Genomic DNA, 17,034 nt, shown 5'->3' with positions numbered 1-17,034 from the left:
TTTAGCAACAACATGCTTTTATCCAACCGGACCACAAACAAGCGTCAAAACTCAACAAGAATACAGGAGAAGGTTTTACTGGTAGCTAATACTGGTTGGTATCTTTACAATTTTCGACTTCCTTTGTTGCAGGCTTTACGGGAACGCGGGGCTCAAGTTGTCGTTGTATCCCCATGGGATAAGTATGCAGAAAAACTTCAAGCTGAAGGTTTTTGGTGGATTGACTTAGATTTGGAAAGGAGAAGTACCAATCCTTTTATGGAGCTATACACCATTTTTAGATTAGTACTTATCTATTTAGTGGAAAAGCCCGATATCGTACATCATTTCACAATCAAATGTGTTTTGTACGGTACATTTGCAGCTAAGTTAAGCGGAATTAAAAGTACCGTCAATGCTATTACTGGCCTAGGCTATATCTTTATCAACAAGAGCCTTAAAGCTAAGTTGATTAGATTTTTGACCAAGCCAATGTACTATATTGCATTAAATACTAAGAACAGCAAAGTAATTTTCCAGAATTTTGATGATTTATCTTTGCTGGTGAGAGAGGGTTTGGCTGATCCCCAGAAGTCTGTATTAATTCGTAGTTCTGGTGTAGATTCTCAACGATTTAAATTGAACCTATCACCTGAAAATGTTGAAGAATCAACTGTTTTATTAGCTTCTAGAATTGTTGGTGATAAGGGTATATATGAATATATTGAGGCAGCGAAATGGCTCAAAGCGCAAGGGTACAATGCGAGGTTCAAGTTAGCTGGTGCGCTTTATCCTGGAAATCCAACAGCTATCTCCCAAGAGAAAATAGCAGATTGGGAAAGCAAGGGTATAGTTGAATGGCTTGGACATGTGGACAATATTGAGGATGTTATTGCTGAAGCCGATATTGTTGTTCTGCCATCCCATGGCGGTGAAGGTGTACCCAAAATACTTTTAGAAGCATCAGCAATGGGTAAACCTTTGGTGGCGACTGATGTTCCTGGTTGTCGTGATGTCATTGATGTTGGCATTAATGGTTTTCTAGTTCCTCCAAAGGAATTTGAATCTTTAGCAGAAGCTCTTGAAACATTGATAAATGATGGTGAACTTCGACTAAAGATGGGGTGTTTGGGCAGAGAAAAAGTTATTCGTGAATTCAACGTCAAAGATATTGTCAAGCAAACGATTGAAGTTTACGCGCAAATGGGTATTTTCAACAATTCATCTAGTGTAATTTCTAATGCTTCTTCCTTAAGTACAGCAGTTTGATTTTCCCAGGAATATATCAATTGACAGGTGAGAGCTTGCGAGTTTCCTAGAAGTAGGGGATTCAGATAAATTCCAATTGCTTAATTATTTTCCAAACTGAATTTTCGTTACTATCTAAGAATTCATTACGCTTAGTAGTATTCCTTAAAATTCAACCATTAGAGCTGTTGCTAAATAGCAAGTTAAAATAGCTCAAACTCTTTTGTAGCAATAGATCCAGGATTTGCTACGAAAGATCGCTTAAATCCCTTATGCAGCATAAGCTTCATTCAAGTGCGTTAAGGCCTTATATCGCCACTGATCTGTTATTAGTCTTTTGGGAACCCATATAAGTTTCTACTTTAAATTTAGCTAATACATCTATATTTCTCAGAATAGATTTTATGATTTTAATCAATTAAAAAATTAAACGTCAGATACAGTGTTGTTCTATCCAATGAGGTACAGACTGAAAGCTAAAGCTAAGTAAGTATAGTTTTTTTTGGTCGCACTTCATGAGAGCTGAAATTACCATATGTAATTCTTAGTATTTCCAAAAGTATTTAATTAAATAATTTGAATACCAGAATGCGTTAACTGGAAATATTTTTTGAAGTTATTTATTCATGATTATTCTTTAAATTAAAGGCTATTATTTTATCCTCAAATTCAAACTTTGTGAGCGACTCTCAAATGCATAAAAAAAATCGTATAAAAGGAGCTAAGCTATCTCTTTTAATAAGGCTATTAAATTTATCTTTGTCGTTTTTACTGAGTTATTTATTAGCTAAAAATCTTGGTGTTAATGGATTTGGAGCGTTTTCTTATGCAATCACTTGGTCATCCCTCCTAAGCATTCCTTCTACTTTAGGTTTCGACAAACTATTAGTAAGAGAAATATCCGTTAATAGCGCTAAAGAAGATTGGAAAAAAATAAAGAACCTCACTTACTTTTCGACCATTTTAACAATAGCGTCTTCATTCACCATTGCTTTCATTACTGGTATCGTTATTTTTTTTCTAAAGCCTATTAATGATGCCATTATGCTTTCTGCTTTTTTTCTCGGTCTTGCCTCTGTACCTATCATTGCACTTAAAAATATTAGATTATCAGTTACCAAAGGATTTAATAAAGTTATTCTTGGCCTCATACCGGAGATGCTAGTTTCGCCACTTATTTTTGTTATATCACTGCTACTTGTATCAATTCTTGCTCCTAAATATCTGACTCCAATTATCGCTGTTGGGCTATTCATATTAGCAAATTTTTTGAGTTTTATATTGGGTGCAATAATTCAATATAGGGTTACACCTAAAAAAGTTCATTTAGCTCGTCTAAATTTAAATCTATCTAGCTTTAAATGGCTAACTCGTTCCTTACCATTCATGTTTGTCGAAGCAATTCGACTCATTCAAGTGAGGACTGATATAGTAATGCTAGGTATCTTTAGTACCTCTACTGAAGTGGGGCTGTACTCCATCTCTGCACGCCTAGCTTCCTTAGTTGCATTGAGCTTAATGTCAGTCAATAGTGTTTTATCACCTAAGATAGCAAAGCTTAATGTAGAAAATAAAACTAGTGAAATGCAAGCTGTTGTATCAGAAAATACTCGTTTCATATTATTCATATCACTTTCTATATCTGCTATCATCGTTATCTTTTCAGGGTTTATATTAAATGTATTTGGAAATGGTTTTAGTGAAGCTGGAAGTGCCTTAAAAATTCTTGTGTTGGGTCGATTAATAGATGCTTTCTTTGGGCCAGTTGGTTTGATACTAGCAATGACCAATAACGAGAAAGACATAGCTGTTTCTGGCGTTATTAGTACCGCCTTAAATGTGATACTTAATTTCATGCTTATTCAGAAATATGGTGCTGTTGGCGCAGCTTTGGCAACTTTCTCAAGTATTATGTTGGTAAATATACTTAACTTTAGAGCTGTTGTGAAAAAATTGAATATCAACACCACGATTATTCCATTAACCTTTTAGCTTTAGTGTTGATTTAAGAGATAAAAGACTTAAGTGCTCATTGAAAATTTTAAGCTTATGAAATCTGAAAGACTAGAAAGCAACTTATTTTTCCTGCTAACATCGCCTAGAAGTGGCTCAACTTGGCTACTTGATTTGCTTAATAGTCATCCAGACATTGCAGCTTTACAGGAAGCCTTTCTAAAGAAGAACAGGCTTTGGGACGATCCATATCTTGAAACATTTACACAGTATTGTTCCAACAGAAAAAGAGCAGTAAGGCCATGGGTGACATTTGATTATTTGAAAAATATACAACGTTATCCAACTGCCCATAAAATAATCGGATGCAAAATGATGTACAAGCACCTTATTAGACATCCAGAAATTATTCCTAAAATATTTATTGAAAATCATAAAATAGTCCATCTGGTAAGAGAGAATCATTTAGATGTTGCAATTTCGTTAGCTAATAGAGATAAATATAAGTTTGCTCATACCAAAGAGAAGAAGAAACTGTCTGCTGTTTACTTGGATCCTAAATTTGTTTGGAATGTCATTTACTCTAGAGAGAGAAACCATAAAATCGCTAATTTTATATTAAGAAAAACTAGAATAAATCAGATTACAGTCACCTATGAATCTTTACTTTCTGAACATCGAGATCCTACTTTAAATGCTGTTTTTAAACATTTAGATATTCCTATTAATGACATTGAGCTTAAGAGTGAATTAAAAAAGATAAATATAGGAAACTACGAAAATAAAATTGAAAACTTTGACGAGATTAGAACCTCTCTTGCAGGTACTAAATTTGAAAAATTTTTATGCTAAATAAACCTGAACTAATTTTTCCGTATTAATAGCTTACGCTAATTAGAAAATTTAAATTCTAATTTAGTATGGTTGCCAACCTCTCTGTTCAACTATTTCATTTTTTTAGTTTTATCTATGAGTAATGTTGAAAATCGTTTTCCAAACTTTTTTTTAGTAGGTGCTCCAAAATGTGGAACATCGGCAATGAGTGAATACCTCCGTTCTCATCCTGACATTTTTATGTGTCAGCCTAAAGAACCTCACTTCTTTTCAACAGATTTTTCAAAAATTCGCTGTGTACGAACTCAGAAACAGTATTTAGCTTTATTTAAAGGCTCCGAAATAGAAAGGATTAGAGGAGAAGCCTCAGCCTCCTATCTTTACTCTTCTAAAGCCATCAAAAACCTTTATGAGTTCAATCCCCAGGCTAAGTTGCTAGTGATGCTGCGTAATCCTGTTGATATGGTTTACTCATTACACTCAGAATTTCTTTTTAACGGGTATGAAACAGAGAAAGACTTTGAAAAGGCTTGGTCTCTACAGGAACAGAGAAGAACTGGCTCATTTATCCCCAGAACTTGCTTAGAGCCTTCATTTTTGCAATATAGAGATCATGCAAATTATGCAGAACAACTCACCAGATTATTTTCTTATTTTCCAAGAGAACAAGTTAAAACCATCATATTTGATGACTTTATAAAAGATACCCGTAGTGTATACCAGCAGGTTTTATCTTTTCTAGATATACCTTCTGACAATAGAACAAGTTTCCCAAAGGTTAATGCGAGAAAACAAGCACGTGCCCATTGGTTAGATACACCATTACAGTTGATACGTCCTTACAAAAGAATCTGGTATCCTTGGATAAGGACTCTCAAGTCCTTAGTAAAAATAGAAAAAAGATCGATTACATCAAATATTAACTTAGCCAGAGTTCAAACAACAGATAGACAGATAATCGCACCAGAGCTGAGAAGAGAGTTAGAATCGGTTTTTTCCTCGGATATTAGTCAGCTTTCCCAAATAATAAATCAAGATTTAGATTGTTGGTTAACAATCTATAGAAATCAAAAAAAGACTTTCTAACTATTTTGAAGGAACTGTATATTTTTTAATTTTATATGCTTTTCAAAACTTTTTTTGAGCAAACCTTAACCTTGTTAAAATACATTTATTTACTAAGCTTAGTAGCGACTAAAAACTAAAATCTGGGCCATGTATTATTTCGTCTACCTTTTGAATATAATTACATTTCTATGGTTGTTTGGATGGGCTCTTAGAGTTGTCGTACTTTTACTACGTGGGCAGTATCATTCAATATTTCCTCCAATAGTTATACATTGGTTATTCTGCGGGCTACCACTCTTATTTGAAGTCCTTGTTGGACCACCTGCCTATGTATTTAGAGATGGGTTTAAGGCAGCAACTAGTGATGCTACTACTAATATAATTTATTGTATCTATGTAAGCTTAGTACCTATTTTTTGGTGGTTTCTTGCAAGAACCAAGGCAAGCTACCATACCAAAAATATTTTAAATTTTATACCTCAAAATTCCAATAAGTCATTGAGAAAGCTAGGGATCATGTTCTGCTTTTTCATTATCGCTCTTCCAGTCATATTTTGTTTTTTCAGTCCTCGACCTGAGCTTTATTTTTCCTATGCAGCATCTGCTCAAAAGCTATTTGAAAGTGATGCGGAAAGAAACTTTCACCGTTTTATTGGTCTTTCCAGTTCTCTGAGTGCTTTAGGTTTTGCTGGCTTCTTAGCTTTAAGAAAAGGTAGGTTAAATCCGTCAGTTTTTCTCTTTTTGTCACCTTTCATATTTTCTGCTATATGGCTCAACGGGAAGAGAAATATTGTTGCTGTTTATCTTGTCACTATTCTGTTTGTAGGAATAGTAAAAAGATACCTGAAGGGACGTCAAATAATAGCTATGTTCTTGATAGCAACGATTATTATGTCTGTTTTTTCTTACAATTATAAGTCAGCAATACGAGGTAAAGACCTTGAATCAGTTGGTCAGGCAGCTCTATATCAAGATTTTAGAGAAGATTATGGCAGAGATGATGTCATAAAAACAGCTATTTTTGCTGAGCTAAATCCTGAGACTTTAAATGTTTTAGAACATCGTGGCCAGACATTTTTACTTTACGTTGGTGGTTTTTTAGTCCCTCGTTCTATGTGGGAGAATAAGCCGCTTCCATTTCCAAGATATATGGTTTCTGCAGCCAGGCTAAAACCTATAAAATTGTGGCCCTATGGAATTACAACATCTATCTTGGCAGAGAGCATCGCTAACTTTAGTTGGATTGGCTTTTTGGTTGGCCCTATGATTTTAGCTCTTGTATGCCGATTAGGAGATTCAACAGATAACGCATTTATAGTTGTTTTAACAACTTTACTAGCATGTTTATTAAATGTTTTACATCCATTACCATATATCCCTTTGTTAGCTCTTTGGTTCACCCTTACATCTATCAAAATACGTGCAAAACGAAAATACAAGCGTAGGCTTAAAAGGTATTATAGTTGGCTTAGTAAGTCACCTACGAATCTGTCGAATTAGTGACTGCAATGTTTCTAATGTACTCATGTAAGTGATTTAGATATCGTATGAGAAGTCCATTAACTACTATATTTTTTGTGCCCTCTTTAGGAAATGGTGGGGCAGAAATGAATCTTCTGAGACTCCTAAATAATATTGATAGAACTCGGATCAAACCAATCTTGGCAGTTGCTTGCCCTGGTGGCAGCTATGAAAAAAGATTGTCCAAAGATATTGAAATTGTCTATCTAACAGATGGAAACCTTTCATCTAGTACTGCTCGATTAATAGCATCTGTTATACCTTTAAGAAGTCTAGTTTTAGCCCGTCAGGCACATATTGTCTGTTCATTTCTAGATCCTGCTAATATTACCGCCCTCATTTCTACTGCAGGTATTGCTAATATTTGCCGAATTGTTGGAGTGCAAAATACACCCTCTGTACAATATTCAGGAACCAATCGTTTGTTTGGTCAAGGGGTCCTATTTTTAATGAAAAGGCTTTATCCCTATGCCAATAAAATTTTAGCCTTATCAGAAGGCGTGGCTACAGACCTAAGAAATATTCTATCTCCCAAAGCAGTTCAAAATCTATCTATTATTCATAACGCAGGCTTTGATAATAGTATTATTCACTTGAGTAAAGAACCCATTGAGGAAACGCACCTTTATAAGGTGCCAACAATTGTTGCCTGTGGACGTTTAGTAGAACAAAAAGCATTTTCTTTTCTACTAAACGCATTTTCTCAAGTGAGGCAGCAAAGAAATGCCTCACTTATAATTTTGGGTGAAGGAGAGCAACGAGAATCATTGGAAACTCAAATTAATCATCTTTCCCTAGACAGTGATGTCCACTTAATAGGCTTTCGAGAAAACCCATACAAATATATGGCTGCAGCAGATATATTTGTACTCTCTTCTATTTTTGAAGGCTTTGGAAATGTTCTTGTTGAAGCAATGACCTGTGGGACAGCTGTTATATCTACTGATTGTCCATCTGGGCCGTCAGAGATCATTACCCATGAACAGAATGGATTATTAACTCCAGTACTAGATTCTGATGCTCTTGCCAACGTCATTGTTCATTTATTAGATGATATAAATTTGAGAAATCATCTTGCCTTAGCTGGTAAAGAAAGCTCGAAAAAATTTAATGCAGCAAGTATTGCTGATAAATATGTTGCTCTTTTCGAGCAAACTTGTTCATCAGAAAATGTGGTTACTGCCTAACGACTTTATTTAGAGAATTTATGAGTTTCAACGTACTACTTTATTATCCATACAATCAGAATTTTACAGGTGGTCCACGAGTTGTAATCAACCTGGCAAAAGTGCTTACTAATAGAGGGTTTAGCCCTATCGTCGCTACTCAGAAGGCGAGTTCTCTGACTGATGAGTTATGCAAAGCCAACATACGCTATGAGATTATTGAGTTTCCAGAAATCTTAGATGTTTATGGTGGTAAAACTTTAGGTTATTCCTTCTTTCAGAAATTAGCTAGTTTACGAGCTATTTCAGAGTACAACCATGCCATAGAAAAAGTTTGCATGCACCATAATGTCAAAGCTATTTGGGGCAGAGGAATTAAATCTATACTACTAACTGCCAAAGCTGCTAAACAACTTTCCGTTCCACTGGTATGGGATATCGGCATGGAGAAAGAATCAAAAGGGTTCATGCGATTCCTTCACTGGATAGGTTTAACCACTTCAGATATTGTTGTTACTGAAGGGAAATCACAACCTGAATCCATATTTAAGCAGCCTACATATTCTATCTTTAGAAATAAGTTCAAAGCAATTTCTCCAGGTATTGACAGTGAGAGAATTGCGACTCTTAAACAAAAGAAACCAAACAAGTATACTAGTGAACATGAAAAATTTCGTATTGTTACAGTAGCAACTATCAGCCCTAGAAAAAATCAGTTAATGTTGATAGAAGCTGTCAACAACTTATGTGGAAAATATCCTCAAATTCAGTTAGATCTTATTGGGCCATCTGCCGATAAAGATTATCTAGAACAATGTAAGGCTTACGTAGAAAAAAACAATTTACAAGACTACATTAATTTCCATGGTTGGCAAGAAGATATTCCTAGATACATGAAGAATGCCAATGTATTTGCATTGACATCTAAAAACGAAGGAATTCCCTATGTTATTCATGAAGCTATGCATGCCAAACTTCCGATTGTTGCTACTCCAGTTGGAGGAATTCCCGATGTCATCGAACATGGTCATACTGGATGGCTAGTTAAAAATAACAGTAAAAATGAATTAATAAAAATATTAGAGTCTTGTCTTGTTAGCCCAGAGAAATCGGCCAGATTAGCTGATAATGCAGAAAAGTTTGCTGCGCAAAGACTATCTTCAGATTTCTGGGCTTCTAGCTACGTTGAACTTTTCGAAAAACTAGTCGCAGATTCTTAAAAGAATTTTAGGGGTTTTCATTGCTGATATGTTATTTAATTCCTTACATTTTTTAATATTTTTGCCATTAGCTACTGCCATATATCTAACAATTAGGAGCCAATCGAATAGAAAACTCTTCCTTTTTTTTTCGAGCATCTATTTTTACTCCGTTTGGTCTATTCCTTATACATCTCTTCTGATATTTTCTATTTTAATAACCTATGCCACATGCCATGCCCTTGACCGCATTGAACAACTCAATAAACGTCGAGCAATTTTACTGTTTGGGCTGACGACTAATTTATCAATATTATTTTTCTTTAAATATTTCAATTTCTTTAATCTCAGCATATCCCATTTAGCTGGTTTTCAATTTTTCCCGCCCCTAGATTTATTGCTACCCATGGGCATCTCTTTCTATACGTTCCAGAGTATTAGCTGCTGTGTAGACGTATATAGAAAAGAATTTCAATCTAACGATTACAGTTTTATTGACTACGCCTTATACATATCTTTCTTTCCTCAGTTAGTAGCCGGACCTATTATGAGGGCCAGTGAGTTATTTCCCCAATTTCATAGAAAAGCATCTTTTAGCTACTCTACTGCAATAGAAGGCATTTCCCGAATCTGTTGGGGATTATCTAAAAAGGTGCTGATAGCGGATCCACTAAGTAATGTTGTGAGCACTGTATATGCAAATTACACTCAACAAAGTGGTTTATCTTTATTAATCGCAACCTATGCATTTGCCGTACAAATCTACTTAGATTTTTCGGGTTATTGTGATGTTGCGATTGGTGCTGCTAAGTTAATTGGGTTCAATTTAGATGAAAATTTTTCAAGACCTTACCTATCAAAATCCATACGAGAATTTTGGCGTCGATGGCATATAACATTGTCAACTTGGCTAAGAGATTATATTTATATTCCTTTGGGTGGTAGTCGAGCAGGAGACATAAGGACCTGTCTAAACCTAATGGTCACCATGTTCCTGGGCGGACTTTGGCATGGAGCCTCGTATAATTTTGTTATTTGGGGAGGTCTGCAAGGGCTATTCCTCGTTTCAGAAAGATTGTTTGAAAAAACAATCTTCAAAGCACATGCTTCTTCAAATTATTTTTTCACCATTCTAAAGTGGCTTTTCACATTCCACTTGATCTGTTTCAGCTGGATATTCTTTAGGGCAGAGAACTATATTCAGGCAACCACAATCATAGGGCGGATCCTAACAAACAAGCCTGGCTTACAGACTACTTTTGTTCCCTTAATAATTCTAATTACTTTACTTTCATATCAAATTCTGGATAATCCACTTGGATTTTCTAAACTAGGTCTCCGATTCCCCTTGATTTCCAGATGGTTGATATATGTCAATATCATTCTCATCTCGATAGCTATTTCTGGCGCATCAAATCCAGAATTTATTTACTTCCAATTTTAATTTACAGCCATAACTACTGAAGAAAATGTTTATTCCATTGAAATCATTCAAAGCATTTAGATTTATTATCTTAGATTTACTAATATTTTTTTCCATTTTAGGTATATCAGAGTTGTTTTTAAGGAAAATTAATCCTTCTTGGTCAATTGGGCCAACTACATCGTCGTTAACTCGTGGTTACTCCATTAATAGAAATTCGATAGGTCTTAGAGGTGACGAGATATCTAGCATTAAGGAAGAAGATGAGTTCAGAGTTTTAGTTTTAGGGAACTCTACTACTTTTGGAACTGGTGTCCCAGAAGAAAGCCTATATGTGAAGAAACTAGAGCACTTACTTTCAGAAGGGGCAAGTAGTTTTAACGAAAGTAGATTTACTGTAGTAAATGGTGGTGGGCAAGGTGGGGATATACCTAGCTTTCTAGAACTTTTAAATAATCATTTAGACAAGATACAACCAGATGTTGTTTTACTTGCATTCTCGCCATCAATGGTTGCTAAAAGTTTAAAGGCCAAAAACTCTTTTCCACCAACTAACGATTTAAGCCATAACACACCTATAGGCACCACGAAAAATGCATTTTTCAGAGTGAATTTTCGTGATTTAAGGCAAGTACCATCTAAATTACATCGGCTTCTTTACCAGACTCACGTTTACCCAACATTTGATAGCAATGTAAGAAAAAGAATGTATGCTCTTAAAATAATTGAGCCCAACCTGAGGGCTCAATCAGGTGCATCCTTTGCATATGCTTTTGATGATCAGATAAAAGAAGCTTCTCTCATGGGATATGAAGCATTCTTTAAACAGCTATCGTACTTAGAAAAAGAGTTAGGCAAGCATCAAATTCCATTGATTATGGTAAATATACCATCTCGTTTTGAACTTAGCGATAATGAAAAAGATAATGTTGAAAGCTATCCTCTTAATAAAATATCAGTAACACCTCATACTCATATCAAGTTTATGGCCGATGAATTAGATATTAAACTATTAGACATTCGAGAGTCATTTATCTCTTTAAGAGAAGAAATGCTAGCTGGAGAAATAGATTATGACCCGCTATACATACCTCATGACTATACTCATTTAAATGCCATTGGTCATGATTTTTTAGCTAATAGCTTATACGAATTTATGCTTCATGAGATTTTTTAAGTATTTAGACAAGTCAGTATGTATGTTTTGGTTTATTAAAGTGCAGGAATAACAACTAGGTATTTTTATTCCTCTTTTGAAAATTAAAACTGATCTTATTATTTTATTAACTATGGCATTTAAGTTAGATTTCTTAGCGATTGGACCTCAAAAGACTGGCACAACTTGGCTTTATCAAAAAATAGCAGATGATAGCAATATATGCTTTCCTAAAAATGTCAAAGAAACTATGTTTTTCGACATTTTTTACGCAAAAGGATTATCAAGGTACTTATCATACTTTCCTCATCGCTCACCACACCAACTTTGTGGTGAAATAGCTCCTTCATACTTTGATGTAAAGGAAGTGCCCGAGCGTATTTATAATCTTAATCCTGATTGCAAAATTATCATTACTTTGAGAGCCCCAGCAGCAAGAACGTTTTCTCTATACTGTCATCATCTTCGAAAAGGACGTGTTCCTAAAGATTTTAGTGCCGCTATTCAAAAGATGCCTCGAATTCTAGAATCAGGTCGCTACTCTAAATATATTCCCATTTGGCTAGAGAGATTTAGCCATGAGAAAGTTTTATTTATTTTAATGGATGATATTATCCTTAACCCTCAGAAAGTTTTGGAGGATATTTATTCATTTTTAGGGTTGCCTAAAAACTATTTAGAAACTGTTTCATCTCTTGAATCAAGAGTTAATGCTGCTGGCATGCCTAAGTTTCCTATGCTAGCAAAAATATCTGCAATTTTTGCTAGCAATTTAAGAGCTTACAGGCTTGATAAATTTGTAGAAATAGCTAAGAAATTAGGCTTTAAGAAGGTTTTCTCTGGTGGAGAAGATGAATTGCCAGCGATCTTCCCAAAAGAGGTTGAGTATCTCAACAACTATTACTATCAAGATATAAAATATGTTGAAAATTTAGTCGGCAGATCTCTACCTAATTGGATTCTAGAACAATAATTTTCTCGTGTCTTTGCTTTTACTTTTATCCATTTATTCCCTATAAAAATCTTTCCTGATTTATACTACCTGTCTACTCTTTAGGAATCACTTTATACTCTGCTTCTTGCTCGAAGATATTTTTGGGGTGAACTGCTAATGCAAATATTAGTTACTGGTGTTGCAGGCTTTATTGGCTATTTTACAGCTTGGAATCTTTTAGATAATGGTCATACTATTTATGGTATTGATAATCTCAATAGTTATTATGATGTTCAGTTAAAAAAAGAACGACTTTTAAGACTAAAGAAGCAGTCAGAATTCACGTTTCAGTTAATAGATATCTCTAATCGAGAGGCAATTCAATATCTCTTTCAAGAACATTCTTTTGATACAGTAATTCACCTTGCCGCACAAGCTGGTGTACGCTATTCGCTGGAAAACCCATTCGCTTATGGCGATAGCAATCTCTCTGGTTTTCTAAATATCTTAGAGGGTTGCCGTTCCCAGAAAATCAACCACCTGATTTACGCATCGTCTAGTTCTGTTTACGGTATGAACAAAAAAATACCGTTTTCAGTCAAAGATAACGTTGACTATCCCATTTCTTTGTATGCTGCGACAAAGAAAGCCAACGAACTAATGGCCCATTCATATAGCCATCTATATCAAATTCCGACCACAGGGCTCCGCTTCTTTACAGTCTATGGCCCTTGGGGACGTCCTGACATGGCCTACTTCAAATTTGTCCGTGCTATAGAAGCTGGCCAACCCATCGACATTTATAACCATGGGCAAATGCAACGCGACTTTACCTACATTGACGATATTGTTGAAGGCATTATTAGGCTGGTTAATAAACCACCTCAGTCAAAGGCAACCGAAGGTACAGCAGCACCTTACAAAATTTACAATATCGGCAATAATCGACCCGTTACCCTGCTCAAGTTTATTGAAACAATTGAACAAACATTAGGTAAAACAGCCAACAAAAACTTTCTGCCCATGCAACCGGGCGATGTTCCCCTTACCTATGCTGATATAGACGAGCTAGCTAAAGATATCGACTTTGCTCCATTGACCCCCTTGGAGATTGGCATAGGACGATTTGTACAGTGGTATCGTCATTACTACAGTGCTGTTTCTGTTGTCTAAGATAAGTAGTGCCTAGCATTTACTTACCAAGTGGCTCATATATTTCTATCATAGTTAAAATCGCAGTTGATGATCAGGTCGCTGTTTCATAAGTGGATAATCTATAGTATTGTTGCGGTGACAGCAATGCCATTAGGAGCTACTGTAGAAGTATTTCGCAGACTTATCGTTGTTAAACAAAATTTTCCAATGCCTCAAGCCATTTTAGTCCTCGGAGGTGGGCATCAACGAGAGCGAGCTGCTGCCAAACTTGCCACACATCAACCTGGACTTGAAGTTTGGCTATCAAGTGGATTGTTACCTCCTCAAGCAAAAAAAATTTTTCTCACGGAAAACATCTCTCTTTCACGAGTTCATCTAGATTATCGTGCCACAGATACGGTGACCAACTTCACCACATTAGTCGCCGAACTAGAAGATAAAGAGATTCATCACGTATATTTAGTCACATCAGACTTTCATATGCGCCGTTCAACAGCCATTGCCTTTTGGATCCTCGGTAGCCACGGCATCGCCTACACCCCAGTCCCAGTCAAGTCTAATGAGCAACCAGAACCCATCCACAAAACCCTCCGCGACATCACCCGCAGTTGGCTCTGGCTCCTCACCGGACGCACCGGCTCCAGCCTAGACCCCAACCCACCCGCAAAACCCAAAAAAATCTCCTCTTCCCCCGCCACCAAAGCCACAAATAACATCCCCCAAAGCCGTCCCCACCAAACTATCGCCACCAGATGAGCCATTAACGTTCATAACTACCCCTAATATGGAGCCGTTAAAAAATAACTTCACAGTTTAAGCCTAGAAGGCTTGTTAAGTCATGATTTCAAGGAACAAGACCATGACTTTAATTTTTAACAAGCCCTATCACCCAAAAACACAGCAAATAAGCCCAAAAGCCTCCGTTCGCCAGTTAGGCTAGCAACAAACAAAATCAAAGCAACCAACGCAAAAAAATTGCCCTTTTCACCCAAAAAGGCCAGAAATCAAAATAACAACCTAAAGCAAAAAGATTTTCCCAAACACGTACATTTTGCATCAAATCCAATGTGCCCCTGCAACCCCCTAACCCCTTCCAGTGGGTTTTGATTCAATTAGCAACTGTTAATCAACTACTCACGGTTTAGTCCTGAAAGGCTTGTTAAGCCATAATTTCAAGGGACAAGACCATAACTTTAACTTTTAACAAGCCCTTAGCCCAAGAACTAGTCGACAAAGGCGTTCCCAAACAAGACATCGTTTTAGGTTTTCACCCCAGCTATATGCGAGAACTATCAGACTACACCGTCAGTTAAGCGGAACATAACAAATTCCATTTCAACTGACGCAACATAGGATCTCCTTTCCCCTCCTGGGAGCGGCTGCGGGGTGGGTTGACCACTAGCGCCATCGACCGAAACCCACCCCGCCTACGGCACCCCTCCCAAGCGGGGATAAATCGGTACATTGTTAAATTCCCATTCCTAAAAGAGTCCTATCTGCACCATGTTCCTGCAAAGCGTTCTAAAATAGAAAACGGTAGTTCCAAAAAAACAGTAATGGTTGCTGCCCCAATCAAACTAGCAGAGCTGCGTATCACCTGGGACCCCTTACCAGAGGACTTTCAGCTTGACGAAAAACCCGTAGAAAATACAGGTCAACCCTTGCTAGCAGGCGCATTACGCGAGTCCCTGGAACTCAGCGGCTGGATCCGGCCACAAATGCTAGTCGCCTCAAATTTGGGCCTATGCGCCACCATGAACGAAAACCTGGTCATCAAAGCCCCCGACTGGCTCTACGTTGCCCACATCAATCAGCCCAAATCAACCCGAAAAGCCTACACGCCCAATTTAGACGAAAGACAACGGGCCGAGCGCTTGGCTGAGATTTTACGCTCCCAGGGCATTGACCCAGACACAGTGTGAGTCAGCCTCAACACCAAAGTAGCTTGCAACTAACGACAATCAGCCGCAGCTTACTTTTTTAAGCTGTCGCACATAGGGCGTATAAACCTAAACGCCACTAAACACCCATGCTGGCATCGCACCATTAACGATTTCATCAGCATCCATTAAGATACGATAAGCCGTCAGTTAAACTACTTACCTCAAGAATTAACTATTTCTAAGTCCCATTACCATGAGCTTATACAGCACTTTTACCTCAGAATCCGTATCCGAAGGCCATCCCGACAAAATGGCCGACCAAATCTCTGACGCCATATTAGATGCCCTCCTCAAAGACGACATCCACTCCCGCGTCGCCGTAGAAACCATGGTCAAAACCGGCATGGCCATCATCGCCGGCGAAGTACGCACCAGCACCTACGTAGACCTAGAAGACATCGTCCGCGACGTCATCCTCGGCATCGGCTACAACAGCTCCGACGTCGGCTTCGACGGAGCCTCCTGCGCCGTCATCAACGCCATCGGCAAACAGTCGGCCGACATCGCCATGGGCGTAGACGAAGGCGCCAACAAAGACCTCGGCGCAGGCGACCAGGGCCTGATGTTTGGCTACGCCACCAACGAAACCGACGTACTGATGCCAGCGCCCATCTACTACTCCCACCGGCTAGTAGAACGCCAGGCCGAACTACGCAAAAGCGGCAAACTCGGCTGGCTCCGCCCCGACGCCAAAAGCCAGGTCACCCTACGCTACGAAAACAGCAAACCCGTCGCCGTTGATGCCGTCGTCCTATCCACCCAGCACGACCCAGACATCACCCTAGGCGACATCCGCGAAGCAGTCATGGAAGAAATCATCAAACCCGTACTGCCCAACGACTGGTTCCACGCCGGCACCCAATATCACATTAACCCCACCGGCCAGTTCATCATCGGCGGCCCCGTGGGCGACTGCGGCCTCACCGGACGCAAAATCATCGTCGATACCTACGGTGGCATGGCCCGCCACGGCGGTGGTGCCTTCTCCGGCAAAGACCCCTCCAAGGTAGACCGCTCCGCCGCCTATGCCGGACGCTACGTCGCCAAAAACATCGTCGCCGCTGGCCTCGCCGACCGCTGCGAAATCCAAGTATCCTACGCCATCGGCGTCGCCGAACCCACCTCCATTTCCATCAACACCTTCGGCACCGGCAAGCTCCCCGACGACACCATCGTCCAGCTGATCCGCGACACCTTTGACCTGCGCCCCCAGGGCCTAATCGACATGCTCGACCTACGCCGCCCCATTTACAGCGCCACCGCCGCCTACGGCCACTTCGGTCGCGAACTACCCGACTTTACCTGGGAAACCACCGACAAAGCCAACCAGCTAAAAGCGGCGCTATAGAAGGTATCCAGCTAAACAGCGGTACCTGTAGAGCGCGGCGCTGTAAATGGTGTCCAGCTAACCAGCCGCACCCTGTTGAGCGGCGCGCTATAGAAGGGTGTCTCGCT

At 38.5% G+C, this 17,034-nt stretch carries 14 protein-coding genes and 1 pseudogene; all 15 read left to right on the top strand.

The window, feature by feature from the left end; genetic code table 11:
- Positions 1 to 12: 12 nt before the first annotated feature.
- The 15 genes and pseudogenes from IXB28_RS09630 to metK all read left to right on the top strand — a co-directional run bounded on the left by IXB28_RS09630 (position 13) and on the right by metK (position 16,927).
- Positions 13 to 1,248, top strand: a complete 1,236-nt coding sequence (locus tag IXB28_RS09630) for a glycosyltransferase family 4 protein (RefSeq protein WP_215618366.1) — start codon at positions 13 to 15, stop codon at positions 1,246 to 1,248.
- A gap of 657 nt (positions 1,249 to 1,905) precedes the next feature.
- Complete coding sequence (locus IXB28_RS09625; protein ID WP_215618365.1) at positions 1,906 to 3,219, top strand: flippase; 1,314 nt, start codon at positions 1,906 to 1,908, stop codon at positions 3,217 to 3,219.
- A gap of 33 nt (positions 3,220 to 3,252) precedes the next feature.
- Positions 3,253 to 4,032 (top strand): sulfotransferase domain-containing protein, encoded by a 780-nt coding sequence (locus IXB28_RS09620; protein ID WP_215618364.1) that lies wholly within the window; start codon positions 3,253 to 3,255, stop codon positions 4,030 to 4,032.
- Between the two features lie 117 nt (positions 4,033 to 4,149).
- Positions 4,150 to 5,100: a sulfotransferase family protein gene (locus IXB28_RS09615; RefSeq protein ID WP_215618363.1), complete on the top strand. Its 951-nt coding sequence runs from the start codon at positions 4,150 to 4,152 to the stop codon at positions 5,098 to 5,100.
- A 150-nt stretch (positions 5,101 to 5,250) separates the two neighbouring features.
- Positions 5,251 to 6,582, top strand: a complete 1,332-nt coding sequence (locus IXB28_RS09610) for a hypothetical protein (protein ID WP_215618362.1) — start codon at positions 5,251 to 5,253, stop codon at positions 6,580 to 6,582.
- Between the two features lie 47 nt (positions 6,583 to 6,629).
- Positions 6,630 to 7,790 (top strand): glycosyltransferase, encoded by a 1,161-nt coding sequence (locus IXB28_RS09605; RefSeq protein ID WP_215618361.1) that lies wholly within the window; start codon positions 6,630 to 6,632, stop codon positions 7,788 to 7,790.
- A 20-nt stretch (positions 7,791 to 7,810) separates the two neighbouring features.
- Positions 7,811 to 8,989, top strand: a complete 1,179-nt coding sequence (locus IXB28_RS09600; protein ID WP_215618360.1) for a glycosyltransferase family 4 protein — start codon at positions 7,811 to 7,813, stop codon at positions 8,987 to 8,989.
- A gap of 385 nt (positions 8,990 to 9,374) precedes the next feature.
- Positions 9,375 to 10,412 carry an MBOAT family O-acyltransferase gene (locus tag IXB28_RS09595; protein WP_326520999.1) on the top strand — a complete coding sequence of 346 codons (1,038 nt, stop codon included), beginning with the start codon at positions 9,375 to 9,377 and terminating at the stop codon, positions 10,410 to 10,412.
- A 25-nt stretch (positions 10,413 to 10,437) separates the two neighbouring features.
- Positions 10,438 to 11,568: an SGNH/GDSL hydrolase family protein gene (locus IXB28_RS09590; protein WP_215618358.1), complete on the top strand. Its 1,131-nt coding sequence runs from the start codon at positions 10,438 to 10,440 to the stop codon at positions 11,566 to 11,568.
- A gap of 112 nt (positions 11,569 to 11,680) precedes the next feature.
- Positions 11,681 to 12,520 carry a sulfotransferase domain-containing protein gene (locus tag IXB28_RS09585; RefSeq protein WP_215618357.1) on the top strand — a complete coding sequence of 280 codons (840 nt, stop codon included), beginning with the start codon at positions 11,681 to 11,683 and terminating at the stop codon, positions 12,518 to 12,520.
- Between the two features lie 138 nt (positions 12,521 to 12,658).
- On the top strand, positions 12,659 to 13,654 hold the full coding sequence (locus IXB28_RS09580; RefSeq protein ID WP_215618356.1) for an NAD-dependent epimerase: 996 nt from the start codon (positions 12,659 to 12,661) through the stop codon (positions 13,652 to 13,654).
- Between the two features lie 189 nt (positions 13,655 to 13,843).
- The gene (locus tag IXB28_RS09575) at positions 13,844 to 14,392 is read left to right on the top strand and encodes a YdcF family protein (RefSeq protein WP_246559721.1); all 549 of its coding nucleotides are present in this window, start codon (positions 13,844 to 13,846) and stop codon (positions 14,390 to 14,392) included.
- A 458-nt stretch (positions 14,393 to 14,850) separates the two neighbouring features.
- Positions 14,851 to 14,949 (top strand): annotated as a pseudogene (locus IXB28_RS16780) (element excision factor XisI family protein); the annotation flags it as partial.
- Positions 14,950 to 15,192: 243 nt separating this feature from the next.
- Positions 15,193 to 15,558 carry a hypothetical protein gene (locus IXB28_RS09565; RefSeq protein WP_215618354.1) on the top strand — a complete coding sequence of 122 codons (366 nt, stop codon included), beginning with the start codon at positions 15,193 to 15,195 and terminating at the stop codon, positions 15,556 to 15,558.
- A gap of 214 nt (positions 15,559 to 15,772) precedes the next feature.
- Complete coding sequence (gene metK, locus IXB28_RS09560) at positions 15,773 to 16,927, top strand: methionine adenosyltransferase (RefSeq protein WP_215618353.1); 1,155 nt, start codon at positions 15,773 to 15,775, stop codon at positions 16,925 to 16,927.
- The last annotated feature ends 107 nt before the right edge of the window (positions 16,928 to 17,034 follow it).

The sequence above is a fragment of the Leptothoe kymatousa TAU-MAC 1615 genome (assembly GCF_018739865.1).
GTDB classification, from domain to species: domain Bacteria; phylum Cyanobacteriota; class Cyanobacteriia; order Phormidesmidales; family Phormidesmidaceae; genus Leptothoe; species Leptothoe kymatousa.
This window is presented reverse-complemented; position numbering and strand designations above follow the sequence as displayed.

What these genes read in the sequence shown, in the direction of transcription:
- IXB28_RS09605 (WP_215618361.1), top strand. Translation starts at nt 6,630, where the DNA reads ATGAGAAGTCCATTAACTACTATATTTTTTGTGCCCTCTTTAGGAAAT.
- IXB28_RS09595 (WP_326520999.1), top strand. Translation starts at nt 9,375, where the DNA reads ATGGGCATCTCTTTCTATACGTTCCAGAGTATTAGCTGCTGTGTAGAC.
- IXB28_RS09575 (WP_246559721.1), top strand. Translation starts at nt 13,844, where the DNA reads ATGCCTCAAGCCATTTTAGTCCTCGGAGGTGGGCATCAACGAGAGCGA.
- IXB28_RS09600 (WP_215618360.1), top strand. Translation starts at nt 7,811, where the DNA reads ATGAGTTTCAACGTACTACTTTATTATCCATACAATCAGAATTTTACA.
- metK (WP_215618353.1), top strand. Translation starts at nt 15,773, where the DNA reads ATGAGCTTATACAGCACTTTTACCTCAGAATCCGTATCCGAAGGCCAT.
- IXB28_RS09585 (WP_215618357.1), top strand. Translation starts at nt 11,681, where the DNA reads ATGGCATTTAAGTTAGATTTCTTAGCGATTGGACCTCAAAAGACTGGC.
- IXB28_RS09580 (WP_215618356.1), top strand. Translation starts at nt 12,659, where the DNA reads ATGCAAATATTAGTTACTGGTGTTGCAGGCTTTATTGGCTATTTTACA.
- IXB28_RS09590 (WP_215618358.1), top strand. Translation starts at nt 10,438, where the DNA reads ATGTTTATTCCATTGAAATCATTCAAAGCATTTAGATTTATTATCTTA.
- IXB28_RS09630 (WP_215618366.1), top strand. Translation starts at nt 13, where the DNA reads ATGCTTTTATCCAACCGGACCACAAACAAGCGTCAAAACTCAACAAGA.
- IXB28_RS09615 (WP_215618363.1), top strand. Translation starts at nt 4,150, where the DNA reads ATGAGTAATGTTGAAAATCGTTTTCCAAACTTTTTTTTAGTAGGTGCT.
- IXB28_RS09565 (WP_215618354.1), top strand. Translation starts at nt 15,193, where the DNA reads ATGGTTGCTGCCCCAATCAAACTAGCAGAGCTGCGTATCACCTGGGAC.